Annotated in this window: 19 protein-coding genes and 2 tRNA genes; 8 read left to right on the top strand and 13 right to left on the bottom strand. The window is 44.7% G+C overall.

Annotated elements, in window-relative coordinates; genetic code table 11:
- Nucleotides 1-23: 23 nt before the first annotated feature.
- The 7 genes from FW759_RS12885 to rsmH all read right to left on the bottom strand — a co-directional run bounded on the left by FW759_RS12885 (nt 24) and on the right by rsmH (nt 9,630).
- Nucleotides 24-998: a putative RNA methyltransferase gene (locus FW759_RS12885; protein ID WP_443530430.1), complete on the bottom strand. Its 975-nt coding sequence runs from the start codon at nt 996-998 to the stop codon at nt 24-26.
- A gap of 164 nt (nt 999-1,162) precedes the next feature.
- Entirely contained in the window at nt 1,163-2,281 is a 1,119-nt protein-coding gene (gene mraY, locus FW759_RS12890; RefSeq protein WP_446443192.1) for a phospho-N-acetylmuramoyl-pentapeptide-transferase, read from the bottom strand.
- Between the two features lie 3 nt (nt 2,282-2,284).
- Complete coding sequence (locus FW759_RS12895) at nt 2,285-3,739, bottom strand: UDP-N-acetylmuramoyl-tripeptide--D-alanyl-D-alanine ligase (protein WP_062845673.1); 1,455 nt, start codon at nt 3,737-3,739, stop codon at nt 2,285-2,287.
- 123 nt (nt 3,740-3,862) lie between these two features.
- Nucleotides 3,863-5,626, bottom strand: a complete 1,764-nt coding sequence (locus FW759_RS12900) for a UDP-N-acetylmuramoyl-L-alanyl-D-glutamate--2,6-diaminopimelate ligase (RefSeq protein ID WP_446443193.1) — start codon at nt 5,624-5,626, stop codon at nt 3,863-3,865.
- Nucleotides 5,627-5,697: 71 nt separating this feature from the next.
- Nucleotides 5,698-7,806: a peptidoglycan D,D-transpeptidase FtsI family protein gene (locus tag FW759_RS12905; protein WP_062845675.1), complete on the bottom strand. Its 2,109-nt coding sequence runs from the start codon at nt 7,804-7,806 to the stop codon at nt 5,698-5,700.
- Entirely contained in the window at nt 7,803-8,357 is a 555-nt protein-coding gene (gene ftsL / locus FW759_RS12910) for a cell division protein FtsL (RefSeq protein WP_443571241.1), read from the bottom strand. The genes FW759_RS12905 and ftsL overlap by 4 nt, the downstream gene beginning before the upstream one ends.
- A gap of 235 nt (nt 8,358-8,592) precedes the next feature.
- Nucleotides 8,593-9,630, bottom strand: a complete 1,038-nt coding sequence (gene rsmH / locus FW759_RS12915; RefSeq protein ID WP_446443221.1) for a 16S rRNA (cytosine(1402)-N(4))-methyltransferase RsmH — start codon at nt 9,628-9,630, stop codon at nt 8,593-8,595.
- 393 nt (nt 9,631-10,023) lie between these two features.
- On the opposite strand from rsmH, the gene gltX reads away from it, so the two are divergent.
- From gltX to FW759_RS12945, 6 genes are all read left to right on the top strand, one after another.
- On the top strand, nt 10,024-11,562 hold the full coding sequence (gene gltX / locus FW759_RS12920; protein ID WP_446443194.1) for a glutamate--tRNA ligase: 1,539 nt from the start codon (nt 10,024-10,026) through the stop codon (nt 11,560-11,562).
- 140 nt (nt 11,563-11,702) lie between these two features.
- Nucleotides 11,703-12,068 (top strand): hypothetical protein, encoded by a 366-nt coding sequence (locus tag FW759_RS12925; protein WP_446443195.1) that lies wholly within the window; start codon nt 11,703-11,705, stop codon nt 12,066-12,068.
- 121 nt (nt 12,069-12,189) lie between these two features.
- Nucleotides 12,190-12,265 (top strand) — tRNA-Ala (locus tag FW759_RS12930).
- 156 nt (nt 12,266-12,421) lie between these two features.
- A tRNA-Glu gene (locus FW759_RS12935) sits at nt 12,422-12,497 on the top strand.
- Between the two features lie 432 nt (nt 12,498-12,929).
- On the top strand, nt 12,930-13,970 hold the full coding sequence (locus FW759_RS12940) for a hypothetical protein (protein WP_446443196.1): 1,041 nt from the start codon (nt 12,930-12,932) through the stop codon (nt 13,968-13,970).
- Nucleotides 13,971-14,234: 264 nt separating this feature from the next.
- Entirely contained in the window at nt 14,235-14,888 is a 654-nt protein-coding gene (locus FW759_RS12945) for a LysE family translocator (RefSeq protein WP_446443197.1), read from the top strand.
- A 94-nt stretch (nt 14,889-14,982) separates the two neighbouring features.
- Here the strand turns inward: FW759_RS12945 and acnA are convergent, their stop codons facing one another.
- The gene (gene acnA, locus FW759_RS12950) at nt 14,983-17,811 is read right to left on the bottom strand and encodes an aconitate hydratase AcnA (protein ID WP_446443198.1); all 2,829 of its coding nucleotides are present in this window, start codon (nt 17,809-17,811) and stop codon (nt 14,983-14,985) included.
- A gap of 310 nt (nt 17,812-18,121) precedes the next feature.
- The gene (locus FW759_RS12955; protein ID WP_446443199.1) at nt 18,122-19,117 is read right to left on the bottom strand and encodes a DUF3025 domain-containing protein; all 996 of its coding nucleotides are present in this window, start codon (nt 19,115-19,117) and stop codon (nt 18,122-18,124) included.
- A gap of 113 nt (nt 19,118-19,230) precedes the next feature.
- Between FW759_RS12955 and FW759_RS12960 the strand changes: the two genes are divergently transcribed.
- Entirely contained in the window at nt 19,231-19,956 is a 726-nt protein-coding gene (locus tag FW759_RS12960; RefSeq protein WP_446443200.1) for a metal-dependent hydrolase, read from the top strand.
- Between the two features lie 189 nt (nt 19,957-20,145).
- Nucleotides 20,146-20,712: a YchJ family protein gene (locus tag FW759_RS12965; RefSeq protein WP_446443201.1), complete on the top strand. Its 567-nt coding sequence runs from the start codon at nt 20,146-20,148 to the stop codon at nt 20,710-20,712.
- 8 nt (nt 20,713-20,720) lie between these two features.
- Here FW759_RS12965 and FW759_RS12970 read toward each other — a convergent pair whose 3' ends face one another.
- The 4 genes from FW759_RS12970 to FW759_RS12985 all read right to left on the bottom strand — a co-directional run bounded on the left by FW759_RS12970 (nt 20,721) and on the right by FW759_RS12985 (nt 24,336).
- Nucleotides 20,721-21,629, bottom strand: coding sequence for a class II glutamine amidotransferase (locus FW759_RS12970; protein WP_446443202.1), 909 nt, complete (start codon nt 21,627-21,629; stop codon nt 20,721-20,723).
- Nucleotides 21,630-21,944 carry a hypothetical protein gene (locus tag FW759_RS12975; RefSeq protein ID WP_084387361.1) on the bottom strand — a complete coding sequence of 105 codons (315 nt, stop codon included), beginning with the start codon at nt 21,942-21,944 and terminating at the stop codon, nt 21,630-21,632.
- A gap of 46 nt (nt 21,945-21,990) precedes the next feature.
- Nucleotides 21,991-23,232, bottom strand: coding sequence for a homoserine kinase (locus FW759_RS12980; protein ID WP_446443203.1), 1,242 nt, complete (start codon nt 23,230-23,232; stop codon nt 21,991-21,993).
- Nucleotides 23,233-23,472: 240 nt separating this feature from the next.
- The gene (locus tag FW759_RS12985; RefSeq protein WP_443528000.1) at nt 23,473-24,336 is read right to left on the bottom strand and encodes a class II glutamine amidotransferase; all 864 of its coding nucleotides are present in this window, start codon (nt 24,334-24,336) and stop codon (nt 23,473-23,475) included.
- Nucleotides 24,337-24,388 lie beyond the last annotated feature (52 nt).

Here is a 24,388-nt window from a genome sequence, read left to right on the forward strand (position 1 = left end):
ATTATGGAAAATAGGCCGCACCATTATGATAAATGCGTAATAGCGTCTGATAGGTTAGGGGCTTTTTGCAAAACGTAAACCACAAATTTTGCTTCGGTACTAAATGCTTGTCTTGCAACAACGTCTAATAGCGCTTGTCTTTTTTCGCTTTTAGCACGATAAGCATATGGCGTCATTGTCATTAAATCACTTAAGTCATTGGCGGATAAAGTCAGCTCATGACTGATACGATGCGTATGTATGAGAGTGAATTCAGAAGACAGCTCTTGTAAAAACTTATCAGAGTCATGCTCACGCACGTCATCAAATAATGCTTCGCGCATCGATGCCAAATGTCCTGCATCTGGTTTTGCAATGATCAAATAGCCATCATCACTTAATACTTCAGCAAATGCTCTTGGTAAGATTGGACTAAAGATACTACTGATACCTTTCATACTATGAGCGCTTAGCGGTAGGTTTGCCGCGCTTGTCACCAATGGATAAATAATGGTTGTCCCAGCCGAGGTGTCTTTATCCTGCTGATACCAAAGCTTACCTGTTGTCTTACTTACCTTGGCAAGCTCAACCAATGCAGGCTTACTGATATCAGCGGCGATCAAATTATCGATGAGACCTGATTCCAGTTGTGTCATCGCCTGAGTGTAATAGCCTTCACCGCACCCAATATCTAACCAATTGACAGGGGTTTTACCCGTTTCATCTCCTACTCCCCTTTTTGCCAATAGCTGTTGCATCTGTTGGCCAATCAAAGCCTGCAATACTTGATAATGCCCAGCGTTCAAAAATCGTTTACGCGCCTCGATAGAGGCTTGGCTATCACCTGGCGCTTTGGACTTTTTTTGTTGTACTGGTAATAGATTGACATAACCTTGCCGTGCCACATCGAAAGTATGGGCAGTCTGTTTAGGATTTAGGCTACCGTCACAGCGCCAAGTATCTGGTGCAGGCTGCATAGGAGAGTGACAAAGGGGACAGGTAAATAAGGACACAAGCATCTCAAAATCGTAGCAATATGGCTGGCATTTTAACAAAATTTGCGCGACCTAAGTAATAAAAGCGTGGATAAAAAAAGCCGCCTCAATACTGATTGTGGCGGCTTTTAAATAACCGATATCACTGTCGATTTATTATCAATCTAGACGGTATTGGTGAGGCACTTTTAACGCAGTTTTAACGTCATTAGGCCAAGAATAACCAATATGATGGCGATGATCCAAAATCGTGCCACCACTTGGGTTTCTTTCCAGCCAATTTCTTCAAAATGATGATGTAGCGGCGCCATACGAAAGACACGTTTTTTGCGTAGCTTATACGAACCCACTTGTAGCATCACTGATAAGGCTTCGGCGACAAACAAACCACCCATAATCGCAAAGGCAATTTCTTGGCGTGTCATGACCGCAATTGTACCTAGCATCGCACCAAGTGCCAATGCACCGACATCACCCATAAACACTTGTGCTGGATGGGCATTGAACCACAAAAAGCCCAATCCTGCTCCAATCATAGCGCCACAAACAATGATTACCTCAGAGTTGTAAGCGATGTAAGGCACATGTAAATAATCAGCAAAACGCACGTCACCTGACACATATGCCATGGCACCCAAACCAGCTGCCACCAGTACCACTGGTAAAATAGCCAAACCATCCAAACCGTCAGTCAAGTTCACTGCATTGGACGCGCCATTGATCACAAAATATGTAAAAATGATAAAACCAATACCAAAAGGTACGACTGAAAAAGGAATCATCCAATCCTTGAAAATCGGTAATAACAAATCCTGCATCTCGCGAGTGGTATTGATATCAGGTTGTAGTGTGGCAATATAGTATAAAGATACACCGACAAATAATGCCCCTATCGATAACCAAAAATATTTTTTGCGGGCGATTAAGCCTTTGGGGTCTTTGTATTTGATTTTGAGCCAATCATCTGCCCAACCTACTGCCCCAAAAATGACCATCACTACCAGCAAAATCCACACATAGGGATTGTTCAAGCGTGCCCAAAGCAACGTCGATATACCTATAGCACTGAGAATCAACACGCCGCCCATGGTTGGCGTACCCGTTTTGACCAAATGCGACTGCGGGCCATCGTCACGAATCGCCTGTCCGTATTTGAGCGAGCGTAGATGCTTAATGACACGTCCGCCAAAGATCATACTAAAGGCAAGTGAGGTAATAACCGCGAGTAGCGCGCGTAGCGTCAACGAAGAAACTGCCGAAAACGGCGTATAATACTGACCAAGCCAGCCAAACAACCAAACTAACACCGCCTACTCCTCGACTAGCGCATTGATAAGGGTTTCCATCTGCATGGAACGAGAGCCTTTGAATAACACGGTACAAGTCTGAGCTTGCTGCGCTTGCAAATACGGCTGCAAATATTGTAATAAATGGTCTTTATCGGCGAACGCATGTGCATTGATATTGGCAATCTCTTGCGCCCCTGCCACTGTGTAAGGCGCGTACTCACCCACACAAAGCAATACATCTATCCCCGTGGTCGCAATGGTACGACCTAAACTCTGATGCTCACTCACTGCCGCCTCACCCAATTCACCGATATCACCCAATACCATGACTTGTATACCCGTCTGCGCGGCTAATACTTTTGCAGCGGCACGTACCGAATGAGGATTGGCATTATAAGTATCATCGATCAAGCGATGCATACCAAGCAGCTGGCTGTTCAAACGACCTTTGGCAGGGCGCGAATTCTCAAGGCCAATGACGATATCTTTTGCATCAATGTTTAATGCATGAGCACAGGCAGCAGCAGCAAGCGCATTATTGACATTGTGCTCGCCTGCGAGTGGCAAATTGATGTCATGCAATTGGTTACCGATATGTAGCTTAAATTCACTGCGTTCAGGCTCTACGTCCAAATGACTGGCACTCACATCGGTATTACCAAACCCGATAACATGTGAAGTATATTGTTCAGCGATACGGCGTAACTGGTTGGTAAAATCGTCTTTATCAGGAACGATAGCAAACTGGGTGTCTGTTAAGGTGTGATAAATTTCTGCTTTGGTTTGGCAAATACCTTCACGACTGCCAAACTCACCCAAATGTGCCGTGCCAATATTCAAGATACAAGCGACATCAGGCTGGACAATCTCAGTCGTATAAGCAATCTCGCCAATATGATTGGCACCCAGCTCTAAAATAGCGTAACGATGATGATCTGATAACTCAAGGAGCATCATCGGCACACCTAAATCATTATTTAGGTTGCCACGGGTAATCAATGTGGGTGCCAATCGACCAAAAATGCTACCAAGCATCTCTTTACAAGTCGTCTTGCCACTAGAGCCTGTGATGGCAATCACGGTCAAATCTTTGTGCTGCTGACGACGATAAGCGGCCAGTTGTCCAAGTGCCAATCGTGTGTCACTCACAACTAGCTGTGGAATACTGGTAGAAATAGGACGAGAGACAATAGCAGCGACCGCCCCTTTTGATGCTGCCATATTGATGTAATGATGGCCATCAAAATTGTCACCACTTAATGCCAAAAAGATATCACCCGTTTTTATGGTACGCGTATCAGTGGCAATGCGATTACTGATTGCTCCGTGGTTTGCTGACTCTGCGTGACCTGCGTTTACTTGGACTTCTGGTAGTTGCCAATGTCCATTAAGCGACTGTGTGGCCGCAAGCAAATTGTCTGCCTGCCAAACATACAGCCCTTGTGACTGGATGGTGTTATCGTTGTCGGCTGTCATAGTGGTTACCTTATATGATGACTACTTGTTTCTTATATTTGAATGTACTGATTTGTATGTACTGACTTGCATGTAATGGGCGTGTTCTAGAAAAAATTAAAACGCAACTGCAACCGCTATGATTTATGCTCGTCCCGCTTGCTGAAGTGCATTTTGTAAGACAACACTGTCATCAAAATCATAACGCACGTTATTGATTTCTTGATAGGTCTCATGTCCCTTACCAGCGATGACTACAATATCGGCGGCGGCGGCTTGTTGGACAGCGTACTCAATCGCTTTTTGGCGTGCAGGCTCGATATGCGTACGCTGATATTGCTCAGCACTCATGCCAGCTTGCATGTCTTGCAAAATCATATTCGGATCTTCAGTACGAGGATTGTCCGCTGTGAGTATGATTTGATCCGCACCTGCCAAGCCCGCTTGCGCCATCAATGGGCGCTTACCAGCGTCACGGTCGCCACCACAACCGAATACCGCCCATAGCTGACCATCACAATGGGTTTTAAGACTGGCGAGTACTTGTTGTAAGGCATCAGGGGTGTGCGCATAATCCACAATAAAACAGCCCTCATTGGATGGTACGCGCTGCATGCGCCCAACAGCGCCTTGTAACTGCGGTACAACGGCTGCGATACGCTTGATATCATGGTCAATGTCTGACCCAAGCGCCACTGTTGCGGCAATGGCTGCCAGCAAATTGGCCACGTTAAAGCGGCCCAACAATGGACTTACGACAGTGATGGTGTTGGTTTGGTCCTGATTGGAATCTGTACTATCAAAATGAACATCACCAGTATTATTACTAACGTGATAGCGCACAGCAATCTCAACCCCTTGTAAACTCGGATTGATAGTAGCGGCGACAAAGGTTGCGTTTTTAGTAGGGTTTAGACTGTATGTCCAGACGGTTAAAGCACTGGTGTGCGCCATATCTAGCATAATCTGTGCATGCTCATCATCAAGATTAATAATGGCATGGGTCAACTCTGGAAAATGCGTTTTATCAAACAGCTTAGCTTTAGCAGCAGCATATTCTGCCATATCTGCATGATAGTCCAAATGATCACGGCTCAAATTGGTATAAATCGCCACTGACGCCGGCATGCCTTGTAAGCGCTGCTGATCAAGACCGTGCGAACTCGCTTCCAACGCCAGTAGATCAGCATTTTCTTGCCCCATTTGATATAAGAACTGTTGAACGGCTAACGCATCCCCTGTCGTGTGGCTGGCTTGCACCAACGCTCCAAGCTTACCATTGCCCGCTGTACCCATGACGGCACTACTCATGCCCATCAATTGCGCCAATTGCGCGACCAGTTGACTGATGGTGGTTTTACCATTGGTGCCCGTAACGGCTACAATTGCTGGCAAAGTCACTGGTTGCTGATACTGCAAATACGCCTGAATCAAATCGCCCAAAAAATCTCTAATATTGGGCACGTATAAGACAGGACAAGGCAGCGCGATGAGTTGCTGCTGTGCAACCGATTGCAAATTATCTGCTAGTGAAGAAGTATTCATATCGGCTGTTGTCAGTAAAGCAATAGGATCGATTTCAGATAAGATAAATGCGGCACTGTTAGCCGCTTGTATCAGATAATCACGACTTTTTTGACTGTGTAGTGTTTGGCTTTTTAATAAGACAAACACATCATTTTTTTTGAGCTGACGGCTGTCCAAACAAAACTGGTGGAAGGGAATAGCCGCAATTGATTCTTGTTGATTGCGGCGAGTTTGTGTCGATAATGTCTGTGCCAATGGAGGCTGCGCGGATGCAGCGATCATCGCTGTTAGGATTTGCTGCAAACTGTGTTTATTACTGGACTCGGCTAATTGTTGCAAGGTGACAGTAGTGCGGTTTAGCGACGAAGTAGACACGGTCATTGGCAAATCCTAAACAGTTAAAACAAATCAAAGAATGAATGGCTAAACATTTAAAAACCGACTACCAATACCTACTTGGCTTTCGTTTCTAACGGTTTGTCCAACGGCACATTATATAAACGTAGTGCTTCTTTCATCACATTATGAAAAACGGGTGCTACAGTTAGACCTGCGTACATTTGACCACGTGGGTCTTCAATCAACATCACACCCACCAATCTTGGATTTGATGCAGGCACCATACCGGCAAAGACGTTACGATATTGATCCGAATAATAGCCACCCTCTGGGTTGATACGGCGCGATGTTCCTGTTTTGCCCGCCACCCGATAGCCATCAATAGCCGCGGCTTTGGCCGTACCACCTGTTTCGGTGACACTCTCCATCATCTGTACAATAGACATTGCCTGCTCATGGGCCATAATACGTTTGCTCGGCTTGGTCTTGTCATCTTTGATGAGGGTCAATGGATGCATAACGCCGCCTGCAGCCAGTGCTGAGTAAGCCTGTGCTACTTGTGCCAGCGTCACTTGTAGGCCATATCCATAACTGACTGTCGCCCGTCTTGACGTCTCTTTCTCTTTTGGTGTGACAATAAGCCCACTACCTTCACCTGGAAACTGTAGCGGTGTTTTTTTACCAAAACCAAACTGTCTTTGCATATTGGTGATGGCTTCGGGTGGTAGCGATAGAGCAATCTTGGTTGACGCCACATTACTGGATTTCTGTAACAAGGTTGCCAAGTTAATACGACCCAAATTGTTATGATCGCGAATGGTATAACCACGAACACGAATAGAGCCTGGATTGGTGTCAATCAAAGAGGTCGTCGTATACTTACCTGAATCTAAGGCTGTCGCAACGGTAAACGGCTTCATCACCGAACCTGGCTCAAAAACATCGAGGAGTGCACGGTTACGCTGATTTTCACCCGTCATCTCATTCAAATTATTGGAGTTAAATGATGGCCATGTAGATAAAGCCAGTACCTCACCCGTTTGTACATCGACGATCATACCCGTAGACCAACGCGCTTTTTGGACACGTCCTGCCTTTTCTAACTCTTTATAAAGCAAATACTGCAAGCGTGAATCAATGGTCAATGCCACATCTTTGCCAGCAATTTCAGGTTCAATCTGCTTTAGCTCTTTTAGGCTGTTTTGTTTGGCATCTTTGAGTACCAAGACTTTACCATCTGAGCCTGACAGATCTGTTTCGTATTGATGTTCTATCCCTGCGCGTCCTTCATAACCACCTTCAGGATCGGTAGAGTTTTGCCCCATAAAACCCAAAAGCTGAGAGTTTGGTTGCGGCTGTGGATAATAACGCTGGAAGAAGTTTTTCTCATAGACGCCAGGGAAATCAAGCGAGCTGACGCTTTGAGCAATCTCTGGCGTTACCTTGTTCAAAAGGGGCAGATAATGAGAGCCAGCACCCTTTGGTAGGGCAGCTTTGACCGCCTCTTCATCTGTCACATCGACACTGGTATCAATGGCAGTTACTTTTTTTAGCTCATCGACCGAAATATTAGCCGCCGCTGCCAATTTGGTTAAATCCATATTGTCTAATCGTTTTTGCATACGCGCGACCAGTTTTGGACTATCAGGATTGGTCAGGATAATGCGTTTGAGCTCATAGTATTCGCGTGCGTAATCGTGCGGACTAAATGTCACGGTCGCAAGAGGCGCACTAATGGCCAATGGTAAATCATTGCGATCGGTAATCATACCGCGATAGGATTTTTGCGTACGCACACTAGTGATCAGCTCATTGCCTTTGTCTTGATAAAACTGAGCATTGGCAACTTGTAAATAGTAAGCACGGGCGATGAGCAAACCCAAAATCACCAAAGAGATGACCCAAATCATGCGAAAGCGGTTTTTATCCTGCTCAAAGCCGCCACGAGAAGAGGCACCAGACGCTTTACCCAAAAACCCTCTTTTACTTTTTTGGTTTTTGACACTGGTATAGGCGCCCTGTTCATCATCTTTTTTGAGACGACCAAATAATCTTTCTTTACGGCTATTGGTGGCTTTAGGATCGGACTTACCGCCTGCTTGACCAGATTTAGCAGCATTGGTACGGCGCAAAGGTTTAATAACTTTACCACTGGCAGCTTTTTTACTGGTGTTTTTTGAGGCAGCTTTACTATTATTGGTATTGGGTTTTTTGTCGCTCATTGTCCTGCCTCCGTTAGGTCGGCATCGCTTGGAGCAACCTCAGATGTTACATCATTTGTCTCGGCAGATCCCGTCTCCGCTGGCACAACAGGTGGTACATTGCTTACTCGTCCTTCGCCAGCGATATCTGAATCATTGGTCGCCACATCTGTAGATTCTGTCGTCTCGGCTGGTGCTACTACGCCTGCCACGCCTGGTTGGATAATCAACTTATCTTCGAGCATAGGAGAGAACATACCCAGCTCAGCAACGGCACGGCTGGCAATTTGCGGTGTTGCACTAAACGTTTGCTGCTCAATCAATAGACGCTGGTGTTCGATCTGTAGCTTTCTCTCTTGTTTTTTCATGTCTTGCAAAGCTTTATAATCCTGATGGTATTGCTGAATGCCTTCGGCAGTTTTAATTCCACTCCAAATAATAGCCGCCGCTAGCAGCAATAATATGGCGACATAAATACTGACCATATTAAATCGGCGCACAAATAACTCGCCAATATCGGCATTCGGGGGTATTGCGGCACGACGGTTTGTAGTTTTGTCAGATATTGCCATGACGATCTCAAAAAAGTGAACTTAAAAATATAAAAAGCGATAATCAGTTACGAGTTAACAACCCTCATAAGCTATCCGCACCATCAATTCATATACAGCCAAATACAAAAGTAAACGCCGAGCCTAGCAGATAATGTTTACAGCTTTTTAACAGCAGCGTAATCATTGAAACATTTAGGCATATACAACTCATAAAAAACCAACTGTCCATTACGTCAATGAACTGACTGACGCTTTATGGCGCATTGTCGATGACATAATCACTGTCTGTACGGGTTGCCATTCGTAACCAAGCACTTCGAGCACGCGGATTTCGACTGGTTTCAGCCTTACTCGGGCCCACGCGTTTGGGTTTACTAAAATAACGCGGACGTTTGGGCGGCATCGGCAAATTCTCATCTTCTGGATACTGACCTTTGCTATGACGCTGCAAAAACTGCTTGATACGACGATCTTCTAATGAGTGAAAGCTGATTACTGCCAGCTGCCCACCTGCCTTTAAAAGCGGTATACTTTGTGCTAAAAAGTCGTCAACATCGCCAAGCTCATTATTGATAAAAATACGCATGGCCTGAAAGCTTTGCGTGGCTGGATGTTTGCCGCGCTGCCAATTAGGATGCGCCACTTTAATCACCTCTGCCAGCGCAAGCGTTGAGTCATAGCTCTCCATTTGTTTGATAGCACGGGCAATGCGGCGGCTATGGCGCTCTTCGCCGAATTCATACAATACATTGGCTAAGGTTTCTTCATCAACGTACTCAAGCCACTCTGCAACTGACTGACCACGACTGGTATCCATACGCATATCAACTGCGCCATCCCGCATAAAACTAAAACCTCGGCTACCGTCATCGATTTGCGGAGAGGAAATACCCAAATCCGCCATCAATCCATCGACTTGTGTGATACCGAGAGCTGCCAAACTGGTCGTCAATGTCGCAAAGCTATCATGCACCACGTGTACGCGCTTATCTTCGCTTGCCAGTGCGTTGGCAACGCTGATGGCAGTCGGATCTTTGTCAAAGACAATCAACCGTGCATCATCTGCAAGCTGGCTAAGTAGCAAGCGACTGTGACCACCTCGCCCAAACGTTGCATCCACATAGACGCCGCTTACTTGTAAGCTTTTTTGGGGTTTTGACTTATCTTTTTGCGTCGGTAAGGATTTGACACCCAATACCGCTGCGACGGTTTCTGGCAGCAGCACAGCATCGTGGACAAAATCCGCCTCGTCAGATGTGGCTGGGTCTTGAATCGACGCTTGAGTCAGCATGTGATCCGTATGTTTTTCGACAGCAGACGGACTGGCCTCTGACTCAGAATGATCAGTGACTAAGGAAGGATTGGCGTTGGTATTTGATTTAGACTTTGATAGGGACACAAACAACTCAGTAGATGATGACCATATTGGCCAGTAATAGTAAAAAATCAGATGAAAATAAACAAGTTATGACTTACTGAGCATTATTATCGCAAGGATACGCAGGTAGTCAAGCGCTAGACGGGCTTTTCGTTAAAAATATCCCGTCTGTCTGTTATACTAACGGCATATTTTACGCTATTTTTTCACGTTGACTTCTATTCTTTCACCTGTATTTTTTAGTCATCTTCTTTATTCATCGTTTTATTTGTCACTTTTCTTTAATCACCATATTCTGAGATTTTTATGATGCAAACCTCGACACCATCTACTACTAACAGCAAGCGTCCGGTCCGTACTCGTATTGCTCCATCGCCTACTGGTTTTCCGCATGTAGGCACGGCTTATATCGCTCTTTTTAACTTAGCCTTTGCCAAAGCGCATGGCGGTGAGTTTATTTTGCGCATTGAAGACACTGACCAAACTCGCTCGACTGAACAGTCTGAACAAATGATTTTAGACGCCCTACATTGGGTCGGTCTGGATTGGAGCGAAGGCCCAGATATCGGTGGCCCACATGCCCCTTATCGCCAAAGCGAGCGCAGTGATATTTATAAAAAGCACGCTGAGATACTCATAGAAAAAGATCATGCGTTTCGCTGTTTTTGTACCAGTGAAGAGCTAGACGCTATGCGCGCTGAGCAAATGGCCAATGGCGAGACGCCGCGCTATGATGGTCGCTGTGCCCACCTTGCCCCAGAGAAAACGGCGCAACTGGTAAGCGAGGGCAAACCGCACGTCATTCGTATGCGTGTGCCAACCGAAGGCACTTGTCAGGTACAAGACATGCTTCGCGGTACGGTTGAGATTCCTTGGACACAAGTGGATATGCAAGTGCTGCTAAAAACCGATGGCATGCCAACGTATCATTTGGCCAACGTCGTCGATGATCATTTGATGGAAATCACTCATGTGATGCGCGGCGAAGAATGGCTCAACTCTGCCCCCAAGCATCAACTGCTTTATGAGTATTTTGGCTGGGAGATGCCAACGCTTTGCCACATGCCACTACTGCGCAACCCTGACAAATCAAAACTGTCTAAGCGTAAAAATCCAACCTCCATCACTTACTATCGTGATGCAGGCGTATTGCCTGAGGCATTACTGAACTACCTTGGTCGTATGGGCTACTCAATGCCTGATGAAGCTGAGAAATTCACCTTAGATGAGATGATTGCGAGCTTCGACATTCAGCGTGTATCGCTTGGCGGCCCTATCTTCGATATCGAAAAACTCAACTGGGTAAATAGCGAGTGGCTACGCGCCCTCACCCCTGAAGAGCTCAAAAATAAAATCCTTGAGTGGGCAAGCAATAGCGATAAATTGACCGCTATCGCCGCCGCGATTCAACCCCGTATTGAGCTATTATCTGATGCCGTCAACTGGGGTGGCTTTTATTTCCAAAACTTACCTGAGATCACTGCTGAGAGCTTCACACATAAATCGCTAACGCCTGAGCAAATCGTCGAGACGCTACAATTGGCACTTTGGCAGCTTGAAACCTTACCAACGTGGTCAGAAGAAAATATCTACGCCACGCTAAAAGGCCTTGCCGCCCATCTTGATATTAAAATGCGTGACTTTATGGCGCCGTTCTTTATCGCGATTGCTGGTAGCACGTCATCAACGCCCGTCATGAACTCTATGGCGATTATTGGTGCTGATATGACGCTGACTCGCTTGCGTCATGCTGTTGATGTACTGGGCGGCCTCGGTAAAAAGAAATTGAAGAAGCTTGAAAAACAGGCGGCAGAATTGCCAGACTTTTTGGCGGCTACTGAATAATTTATCTGCTAAATAATCAATGAGCTAAACTTGTCGAATTTAAAAGGGTCAGGCCATCTCTGACCCTTTTTTCGTTGTTAGTAGCTATTACCCTCAGATTATTAAACGTCTTTTATCAAACCTTTTAACTGGAAACAAATATGGCAGCCAAAACCGTCACGATAGAAAGTAAAGATTATGTATTTAACACACTCAAAGAAGCGCAGAAATACTATGATGCCATCGTAAAGGAGCTTTATGATGCAAAACTTACTCTGACAGAGGGTCAGGATTTTGAAGACTTAAAATGGATATACAGCACTTACTGCGGCTACACCAAGCATAATCTAGATAAATTAGGCGAATATGACATCATTGGCTTCAAAGGTATAAGAACAATCCGAGAAAAGGGTGGTCAATATATGCCAACTGAATGCGGTGCCATTATTTTTTCTGGTGGCAGCGAAGAAGAGTTTTACACCGATAAAGCCATTAAAGAGATCGCTCTCAAGCAAAATCCACGCTAATTTCAGCTTATCGAGCAGTTGAAATAGGCTAAAACATTTTTTTTTGCATATTTATGACTTTTTTTAAAATAAGTGTTGACAGACCCCCCTTACTTCCCTAAAATGTGCTCACTCTTAGCGAGGGGCTATAGCTCAGTTGGTAGAGCACTTGCATGGCATGCAAGGGGTCAACGGTTCGACTCCGTTTAGCTCCACCATACTTATTTATAGCAACGCTCAGTATTACTGAAACGTCATCATAAATACTCGCTAGTAGAACAGTATCAGCACCTAGGCAAGGCTTGCTCTATTAATAGATAAGCACTCTGATATTGTGAAGTACCGTTATAACTATTGGTTATGACACTCTATGCGTCCCCATCGTCTAGAGGCCTAGGACACCGCCCTTTCACGGCGGTAACGGGGGTTCGAATCCCCCTGGGGACGCCACTATTCGGCGTCACTTATTAGCACTTTTGCTCTGCATTAGATAAGACTAATAAGCGAACACTAAAAAGCCCAGTCACCTATTTTGTGACTGGGCTTTTTTTATGGCTTAAATTTGTACATTACCATTTTACCTCTCTTTAATTTCCTAGACGACTGTCCATAGTTTTCAATAGTCGTTTAAACACCTTATTTAGGTGATTTACACGTTCTTACATACCGTCGATTTTTTCACCTAGTTTAACAATCCAATACAAAATGCTTGTGTTTTCCTACTCAATAGCATTATTAATCTCATTAATTTTTCCTTATGATTGCCCTATATTCACTATGGATAATATTTGGCAAAAACGAATTTATAAAAAATTTTATTGTCTATATAGTAAAAAGTCTAAACAAATAACGAATAATTAGTGATTTTTAAAAGGAATGGTTATGTTATCTACTTATACCCCTCAACGTCGTCCATCGTGGCGCGGTGTCATCGCCGGTCTTGTCATGGGAATGATTGTCGTCATGGCGATGATTGCTCTCGCTTTGGTACTCAGCTCATTTTTACCGTTTGATTTAAAAGGTACGAGTATTGCTGGTGGTATTTATGCAGCTATTACAGCATTGGTCAGTGCGTTTGTGGCAGGTTATTTTGCGATCAAGTTTTCAGCGCCAGAAGCCCTATTTGGCGATGGTACAGACATTGATCCAAAAGATGCTACGCTAACGGGTATGTTGACGGCGGCTTTAATCGTCTTATTGACCACTTTCTTCACACTCAGTAGTGCCACTGGTATTTTGGCATCAGCAGGTAATGTCGTAGGTGGTACCGTGAGTACAGTCGCTAAAACAGCTGGTGGCGCTGCCGCCGCTGGCACAGCAGCCGCTGGTCAAGCGTCACAAAATGAAGGCGTACAACAAAAAGCACAAGAGATTTACCAGCGCGTATCAGGTGATATCAGCGAACAAGATATCCAAGCTATGGTTGCAAAAAACACGCAAAATTTAGACCAACAGCAGGTTGCAGCGACCAGTCGTGTGGTCGAAGATCTCGTAAATGGTACTAAAAATGAAGTTGCTGAAATGGACTTCACTGATCTAGACACATGGCGCAACATTGATGACTATGCAAAACAACGTATGGCATCTATTGAACAGACCTTAGAAGGCCCTGAATTTATCGCTCGTTTGCAACAAGAAGGTTTGAGTGAAGCAGAAGCGATTCAGGTTCGTACGGAAGTTCAACAGTCATTTAACGAATACAAAATGAAAACTGAGCAGACGATTGCAGAAGCAAGACAAGCGGCTGAGCAAAGACTACAGCAAGCTGAAGACGTTGCCCGTAAAGCAGCATTATATAGTGGTCTATTTTGGTTAATCAGTACGTTGTTGACCTTCATTGCTGCCACTATGGGCGCAAGAAGTGCCGCTTCAAAGTATCGCTTAGTAAAGCCTATGATTACGCTAAATGATAATGTTCGCTAAGATACTTGGTAAAAAATCAAAGCAACACTGATAGCGTATTCATTGAAAATAAAGAAAAGCCCGATCATCATTGATGATTGGGCTTTTTTATGGTTATTATTTTTAGCATATATTTTATTTCTACTTTCAGTAATCCATGATTATAAACCTTATTGCCAACTCATTTAATACTCGTTACTATCGATACAATTGGAGATTTTATGACTCGTATTCTCATGTCATAAACAATGATGACGATTGGCGCTATTAAGGATGTGGTTGGCTATGTTCGGTATTGAAAACTATCTAGGGTTTATCCTCGCGGCTATTTTACTCAACCTTACTCCTGGCACAGATAGTATGTACATCATTACTCGTAGTGTCTCTCAAGGACAAAGCGCGGGGCTTTATTCTGTTTTGGGCATCACCACAGGCAGTTTGATCCATACTTTGTTGGCGTCGTTAGGATTGTCCGTCTTATTGGCCAGCTCTCCCACTGTCTTTATGATTGTCAAATATCTTGGTGCAGGTTACTTATGTTATTTAGGATTCAAAATGCTTACTAGCAAAAAATCCTCCTCGATAGCAAGCAGTCTGCCTCAAGACAAAGATGTCATTAGGCAGAGCAAGATAGAGGGTTGGCAAATTTATAAACAAGGGGTTTTGACCAACGTCTTTAATCCGAAGGTTGCCTTATTTTTTATCGCCTTTTTTCCTCAGTTTATTGATCCTAATTACGCTTATGGCATGCTGTCATTTTTAATATTGGGACTGACCTTTGCGACCACGGGTTTTATATGGTGCTCATGTTTGGCATTATTGGCGGCTCGGTTCAGCAAAAAATTACGAGCAAAACCTTCTATTGAAACCATATTAAATAAAATAAGCGGACTTGTCTTTTTTGGCTTAGGAATTAAGTTATTGACTGAGAAGGCTTGAGTACTGAAGTAATCAGAGACAAAAGCGTGCGTTATAAAAAAGGCCTCAATCATGATGATCGAGGCCTTTTGTTTATATGAGGTGTGATGAACTATTACACTGCTTCTTTACTTTCAGCCGCTAGTTGACGTAGCACATAGTGCAATACGCCGCCATGACGTACGTACTCGCGCTCTTTTGGCGTCTGTAGCATGACGTTGACGTCAAACGTTTCGGTCGAACCATTGGCACGGGTAGCGGTGACGCTTGCGGTCTTGCTCTCACCATTCTCTAGACCTGTGATGCTGAGTACCTCTGAGCCATCGAGCTTATAAGTCTCAGCATTTTCGCCCTCTTTAAAGGTCAATGGTAATACACCCATACCGACGAGGTTAGAGCGGTGAATACGCTCAAACGAGCTGGTCAATACGGCTTTTACGCCAAGCAAGATCGTACCTTTAGCCGCCCAGTCACGGCTAGAGCCAGAACCGTACTCAGCCCCGCCCAATACTACTAGCGGACGCTTATCTTCCTTGTACTTCATTGCTGCATCATAGATGGCCATCTCTTCACCATCTTGCAACGTGGCACTATCACCTTTGAAGTAATAGGTATAACCGCCCTCTTTACCATTCATCATGGTGTTTTTGATACGAATATTGGCAAAGGTACCACGTGTCATGACCGCATCATTACCACGACGTGAGCCATAGCTATTAAAATCAGCTTGCATCACACCACGCTCTTTCAAGTACTTACCTGCTGGAGAGTCAGGATCAATATTACCAGCAGGTGAGATATGATCGGTGGTGATCGAATCACCAAACAGACCTAAGATGCGCGCGCCTTCGATATCTGGAATACCTTCTGGCTCCATAGTCATCCCATCAAAGAACGGTGGGTTTTTAATATAAGTAGATTCTTCGCTCCACGGGTACAGCTGGCTGTCAGCTGAGCTGATGGCGTTCCACGCTTTACTGCCTTCAAATACTTCGCCATAGTTTTTGCGGAACATATCGGCATCAATATTATTTGCTATCAGCTCGTTGATCTCTTCTGACGTTGGCCAGATGTCTTTTAGATAGACATCATTGCCCTCTTGATCTTGACCGATTGGGTGCGTTGTCATATCGATATCGACCGTACCTGCCAGCGCATAAGCAACTACTAGCGGTGGTGACGCCAGATAGCTGGCTTTGACATGTGAGTGAATACGGCCTTCGAAGTTACGATTTCCAGATAGTACGGCAGCAGCAACTAAGTCGTTTTCCTCAATACCCTGCTCGATACTTTCAAGCAACGGCCCTGAGTTACCGATACAAGTGGTACAACCATAACCTACTAGGTAAAAGCCTGTTTTTTCTAGCTCATCCATTAGTTTGGTTTTTTCTAAGTAATCAGTCACCACTTTAGAGCCAGGTGCTAATGAGGTTTTGACCCAAGGTTTTGCTTTGAGTCCTTTTGCCGCCGCTTTTTTTGCCACCAAACCAGCGCCAATCATAACTGCTGGGTTAGAGGTATTGGTACAAGAGGTAATTGCGGCAATCACCACTGAGCCATCACGTAGCTTATGGTCTTTGTCGTTGATACTGACGGTAGAAAACACCCCATTCGCAGGCTGATAACCTTCATCTTGGCTATTATCCATTTTTGGTTTCGCTGCCAAAGTTTCGGCTTGCTCTTGCTCACCGCCTTCTTGGTCGAAACGCACTTTACCTTCGACTTCTGATTTGCGGTCTTTGGTCATTTTTGCTAACGTTTCGCCAAATTTTTCGTGCATATCAGACAGGTTGATACGTTGTTGCGGTAAGTTAGGACCTGCCAGTGCTGGCTGGACAGACGACAAATCCAGCTCTAGCTTGCTTGAATACGTCGCTGCTGGCGTATCCGCATCATGCCATAAGCCTTGCGCTTTGGCATATTTTTCGACCAGCTCAATTTGAGATTCCTCACGTCCAGACAGGCGCAAATAATCGATGGCCATTTGGTCAATCGGGAAAATACCACAAGTGGCGCCGTATTCTGGCGACATATTAGCAATAGTAGCACGATCGGCAAGCGGCATACTGTGTAGACCTTCACCATAAAACTCAACAAATTTACCAACCACACCATGGGCACGCAGCATCTCAACCACACGCAATACCAAATCTGTTGCTGTGACCCCTTCGGTCAGCTTACCTGTCAATTCAAAACCGACTACTTGTGGAATGAGCATTGAGGAGGGTTGACCAAGCATCGCCGCTTCCGCTTCAATACCGCCCACGCCCCAACCAAGCACACCGATACCATTAATCATCGTTGTATGGCTATCCGTACCAAATACCGTATCAGGATACGCTGTCAGCTCACCGTCTACGTCTGCTGCCATTACGACACGTGCCAAATACTCAAGGTTGACCTGATGGACAATACCTGTCGCTGGCGGTACAACAACGAAGTTTTCAAAGGCATTACGACCCCAATGCAAAAACTCATAGCGCTCATTATTACGCTTAAATTCGATTTTTTCGTTTAAATCTAGCGCATCTTCGCGGCCATAAGCATCTACTTGTACAGAATGGTCAACGACCAGTTCACTTGGAATAAACGGATTGATTTGCTCGGCTTTACCGCCCAGCTCGACCACCGCATCACGCATGGCTGCCAGATCGACGACCGATGGCACACCCGTAAAATCCTGCAATACGACGCGGGCTGGCATAAAGGCGATCTCTTTTGACGCTTCGGCACCTGCATCCCAATTTGCAACCGCTTCGATATGGTTTTCACCGACAGATTGACCACCATCTTCATTGCGCAATAAATTCTCTAAGACGATTTTCATGCAAAACGGCAGTTTGCTGATGTTTGCAAAGTTTTTGGTCAGCTTTGGCAAACTGTAATAGGCATGTTCCTTGCCATCGACCGAGATCGTATCTTTTACATTAAAAATATCACTCATGGTAGCTTCCTTATCGTTGTTATGGATTCTGCACATAAACCGTCAGACGTTTATGCGGATGATTGGTGGCTATATAGCTAAAGACTTTGTTGCTTACTAAAATTGACTTTTAGTAATTGACAGAGCATTACTTAAAATAGAGATAGGCGTTTGCAGTAATAGCACAAACGTACTTATTAGTACTTAACGATACCTCTATTTACCATAACAAACATCCCATACTTTGTGAACGCTTAGACGTTGTCAAATCGTGGCACAATCGTAAACGGTACAATGGTTTAACGATTTTTTGATAAGTATTTAGAGGCTTTCACCTTTTACTTTTTTGGCGACGTCCACTGCGAAAGACATAAGCGTCATCGTAAAAGTGAGCGTGCTCGTTTTGAGAGCAAAAATACGGTACACCCAAAATCGGTAATGGAGATAAATGACGCGGCGTAACCTCATCATGCGATAGTAACTCATCCATCTGCTGAGCCAATGTACGGTCTAAATAATTCATGCGTTCAGACAATGGCAATGCAAAGAAATCCTGTGTCACATAAATAACAAGACTATGCGCACATAAGGGTTTGCGGGGTTGTACCAACTGCTCCAGCAGCGCATGACCAAAAACATAGACAGCCGCTTGCGCATGGCGATTCACTTGTGTTGGATTGTCCCACTGCGCACGCGACGTAACCAAACTTGCTTGCCAATCAAATGCTTTTAATCCTTTACCAATGCGTATATCAGACGTGACCAGCACTGCGCCATTTTCATCAAAGACAGTAATAGTATCGCGTACCCGTCCTCGACTATGCCCAATGCCCTGCGCGGCAATTTCTAGCATGTGGTAGTGATTTAGCAGCGCTTTGGTCTTCGGAAACGTGAGCCAAATACTGCCATTAAACAAGTCATGCAAATTATCACGCGTGGGTATATTGCCTGTCTTCGCGATAAAATGCTCATAAGCCTCGCCTTCAGGTAACGCGTTTTGTGAAACGAATGCGAGCGTTTGCGCTTGTGCGTTTTGAGTTGGTTTGGTGGTCGGCAAATCCTCTTGTACGCCGTCGCATCGCAGCATTAAGGCCGTATTTAATATATTAGCGATGATGTCGATTGGCTGACCATCACGCGCGGTAGGACTGTCTTGTCCATTTGTCTCAGTTAAACCTTTTACCGTATCGCCAATATACTTTAGCTGGTTTAAGTGGCTGAGCCACGGCGCTTGCCAATCAATCTCAGCAAATTGTTCATCAAGTATAGGTAAATGACTAAAGGAGGCATGAGAAGGTATTTTGAAAGGTAAATCAGTCGCGGTCATATGAGCGATCCCTATTAGACGTATGGCTGGTCTATGGTATCATGGTGCGCTTTTTTACAGCTAGATGAGCCGCTCGAAAGGTCTTTTTGAGCGCTATTTATTGATGAGTGTCTATGGCAAATTTTAATACCCATTTAAACACCGCATTTATGGTGAGTGGTACGCTGAGTTTAACGGTTTATAAAGCAGGGTTGGTTGACGATTCAGGATTTTTGATGTGCGTGGCGCTGGGTACCATCGGCGGGCTCTTGCCCGATTTGGATTCCGATAACTCAACACCGATTAAACTTGGTTTTAACATCACTTCTTTTATTTTTGCTTTTGGTCTAGTTATGCATTGGCGCAGTGAGCTGAGTTTATTGTCGCTGATTGTTTTGTGGCTGGCTGGCTATTGTTTTATGCGTTATACCGTTTTTGCTGTTTTTACCAATATGACGGTGCATCGAGGCGTGATTCATTCTGTGCCTTATATGGCGATACTGGGACTTGGACTCACCTGTCTTAGCTATTATGTGTTGCAGCTTCCCCTGACTGCCAGCTGGTTTTATGGTTTGTTTTTATTTGGCGGTGCGCTGGTACATTTATTATTAGATGAAGTGTATAGCGTCAATTTATCCAACATGAAAATGAAGCGCTCATCCGGTACGGCGATGAAGTTTTATCAGCATAAAGATAAGTGGTGGTACTTATTAATCTATACCGTACTGGCTATGCTGCTGTATCTGACGCCGCCCTTTGAGCCTTTTTGGCAACAGCTGCGAGATCCAGCACCGTGGACACAATTAAAAGTGGGCATTTTACCTGACATCGTAGAAGATATGCTGCGTGAGAGACCATGATGGTGCTTGACGAGCAAAACATGATGCACTGCTAATATCAATTTTTTTGCTTGCTGAGCCTGCGCAGACAGAGGCTGCAAAAATTGATATCAGTAGTACCGTAGCGTTTTTGAAATATTTTGACCATAGTTACATCGTGGCTGCTATAGAATAAATCGACCATATAAATACGAATCATTAGAGTACGCTATGTCACTTTTTACACTGTCTACTACCCAAACCTGTCCTTGCCAAATCAATCCATCAGTAGATAAGACGGACTCGCTGCTAACGTATCAAGAATGCTGTCAGCCTTATCATGATGCGTTTTCTAATGCAGATATGGACGAATTAGGCGCGGTAAAGGCAGAGACTGCCGAGCGTCTCATGCGCACGCGCTACAGTGCGTTTGTATTGGTTAAGCCAGATTATATCGTCAAAACCACACTACCCACGCAGCAAAGCTTGCTTGATATGAATGCGATTGAAAGTTGGGCGACGGAGACCGATTGGGCAGGGTTGGAGATTGTGCAGCACACACCAAAGCTTGGTAAACGCCATGCTCAGGTTGAGTTTAAGGCGTACTTTAATAATGTAGATGGCATGCAGGCGCATCATGAATTTTCTGCCTTTGTAAAGGTGAAAGACAAAGCTACTAATGATGCGCGCTGGTATTTTTTAGATCCTACGGTTGCAATGACGGTCACGCAAAAGCAACCGTGTATTTGTGGGTCTGGTGAGAAGTTTAAGCGCTGTTGTGGGGAGTATTTGGGTTAGTAACCTACCTAAACACTCGCCCCAACGGCTCGTGCAATCCCAATACCTTCCTCAATGGTCAAAAACTTGCGCTGGCTTGGGCTGTCTTTATAAATCACATCGCCATCTTGGAATATTAAGCACTCATTGACGGCCAATTGCTGCCATTTTTCATTTTCAGTCAGTGGGACAGTCACCAAGATAGTCACTTTGTCCGTGTCTGTAGTCACATCGCCAAAGTTAATCGCCATATCATCATCAGCGAGTTTGGCTTCGCCAAATGGCGCTTTACGTGTGAGATAAAACAATAAACTCCCCGCATACGCCATTTGCCACCTGCCGTTAGATATTAAGCAATTAAACAAACCGTTGGCGGATAAATAGCGACATTGCGTGGTCAAAAAATTAAACAGCGTTTGGTCATCAGGACGGGTTTTAAAGGTACTTTTTAGACGATTAACCAAATAGCAAAACGCCATTTCGGAGTCAGTTGACCCTACTGGTTGGCAATGCGTCGCGTTGCCATTGTCTTGCAGACGTTGGCACCGTTTAATAAAGTCGCTATTCATTTGCCCATTATGCGCAAATACCCACTGCTCACCCCACACTTCACGGACAAAAGGATGCGTGTTTGCCAAGCAGTTTTGGCCTTGAGTGGCTTTACGAATATGCGCGATAACGTTCATTGCTTTAATAGGATAGTTATTAACCAAATCCGCTACAGGGGATTCATGGCTGGGACGATTGTCGTGAAACAATCGCAATCCCGTTGATGCATTTGTCGAATCATTATTATTAGTGCAGTCACTACGCTCAAAGAACGCAATACCAAAGCCGTCTTCATGACTGTCCGTCATACCGCCGCGCTTGCGAAAACCTGCGAAGCTAAACCCAATATCGGTTGGCGTATTACAGTTCATTCCTAAGAGTTGACACATTTATAGAGTACCGCCGTTGTTATTGTCTTTTGCAGGATTCACAGTCGCGTTTAGAGCAGTTTCTGTCGACTCATCAAACAGCTCATAAGGAGTCGTCTCCCCCTCTGTATCAATACTATTCAAAATACGCTGAGCCTCTGCCAGCTCAGTGTCCTGAACCCATAGTACGATGCCTGAATTCATTCCTGGCATTGCACTAAGCGGCTGTAGCGACACCGTAATATCATTGTTGCGCAGTAAGTTGGCATGCAGCTCGCCTTGCATATTGGTATCGTAACGCGCCAATTTGTGCCAGTTATCAATTTGATCGGTCATGATAAAATCCTTTTAAATATTTATAAATATGACTTATGGTTGTACTCTAGTTGCAACCGAATCCTGATGACCAGTTAACTTGGTTTAGCGGGTAAGCATCAATATGAAAACCATTGGGATAGTCTTTAAAACCAGGCTGCATTTTTAACTGAGACATCGCTGTTTGCGCTTGTTGCTCAGTCGTAAATACACCTATTAATTTATAATCTTCAACATCGTTGTTTCTATCATCATCTTTGTAGCGCGCATGTTCAAGGGCAAAAACCGTATTTTGCGCTTTTTCCACATGTGACCAATGATAAGCCGCAAGGCGTTTCATCAGGTCTGGATTTTTGACCATAATATTATCGCCAGTGCGTCCTTCAGTACGATTGTAATGAATGACGTTTAGGCGCAATAACCAAAAGATAACCGCCGCTTTGGCTAGCATCACTGGTAAGGCACGCTTTTCATCATCACCAAGTAGTCGCTTGGACTCGTATCCTTGTAAAAACGCCGCCATTTTACTGCGATCAAAATTCACCGACTCGCCTTGTTCGGCATCGCCCCACGTCGTACAAAAGTCATTAATAGTAATGGCAATATCCATGACATAGTGTTCGGAGCTAACCTCAGTAAAGTCTAACAGTCCTGTCAGACGAGACTCTCCTCTTTGTAGATGCCAAAGCGTGTTATCCGCAAACATATCCAGATGACACAAGCCTTTTGGCAAGGTTGCAAGCGGTAAGTCTGTATAAGCGCGCCAAATGTCACTCATCAACTTGGCTTCATCACTTGGCATAAACTGACGTTCACGGTCGCGTACATCCGCCCATGGATACAAAGGTACGCCATATTGCTCGCTCGGTTGTAGCGCTTGCAATGTTTCATGTAGCAACGCTAGAGCGGCCCCAATCTCATGGCACATTGCTTGAGTGGTATGCTCTGGGTGTGTGCCCGCCAAGCAAGGAACAAGCGTAATGGCCTTGTCTTCATAATGGATGACATAGCGTTTATCGTTATCCGTTTTAGCAGCATCCAATTCGATAACAGCCAATGGTGCGGCCACAGGTAACTTACCATTCAACTGATTGAGAATAACGGCCATCTTTTCGATATCAGCAGGTGGACGCTCTTCAAACAAGGTAAATACGTAGGAGTGCTCGCCATCTACATCGTCAGTCGTCTGAATAAACCAGTTAGAGTTTTTGATACCTTGCGTAATCGGAATGGCACGCGCAAACGACACGCCAAAGCTTTGGCAAAAGGCGGCAAACTGGTCATCGGTTAACTGGGTATAGACAGACATAACATCTCACTTGTAATCGTTAAATGGTAGAAATAGTTAAATGGCAAAAGTAGCGCGTAAAATAATACATTCAATTTGGATAAAATAAACGTGGCGACAGATGGCAATAGTGACCATTACGTCGCTGATAAGCAAATTTTAAATATCAATAAGAGGCTTTGGCAACCACCTACCCTATATAATTTGGTTGATACTACATAAGATGGCGATAAGCCATGATTACGTTAACTGGCACATAGACTAGGCATTTTTTGCAATCTCTAAGCCCTTTTCAATCGACAAATAAACAGGCGATTTAGGCAAGTCTTGGTAAACCTTATGACCATCGGCAAAAATGATGCACTCGTTGACGGCAAGCTGTTGCCATTCCTCATCATCTGTGAGCGGCGTAGTGGCAAGGATTGTCATAACATCATCGGCATCATTGACCGTTTCAAAATCCATGGTTACATCCACGTCGATGAGGGACGCTGAACCAAATGGTGCTTGACGAGTGATATGAAACAATAGGGTATCGGCATAAGCAAGCATCCACTCGCCATTGGACAGCAGACAATTAAACAATCCGTAATTCGCCAAAAAACGGCACTGCTCTGTTAAAAATACATACAGCGTTTGTGAATCAGGCTTATGCTCAAAACGGTCTTTGAGCTGATTGAGTAAGTAGCAAAAGGCAAATTCTGAATCGGTATCGCCTACTGGAATATAATGACTAGATTTACCTTGTTTGCCTGTTGATTGATTAATGGGGTCGCTATCTGAGGCATCTCTAATGGTCATTTTACCGTTGTGAGAAAATACCCAAGCCTCGCCCCAAATCTCGCGGGTAAAGGGATGCGCATTACATAACAATTGATCATCTGACTTACGAATATGGACAATAGTATTGGCCGCCTTCACTCGGGTTTGACTGACCAATTCGGCAAGCGGAGAGTCCATCGCCGCACGATTGTCGTAATAAAGGCGCAATCCTGTCGGCTCAAAGTAAGCGATTCCAAAGCCGTCAATATGATCATCGGTCAATCCACCACGAGCCCGAAAACCAGCAAAAGAGAAACCAATATCAGCAGGATTTTTGCTGTTCATGGCGAGCAGTTGACACATAAGCAACCTTTGCATTTGTTTTGTAAAATAGTTACGCGTATCATAGCATTTT

The sequence above is a fragment of the Psychrobacter sp. 1176_08 genome (genome assembly GCF_052850615.1).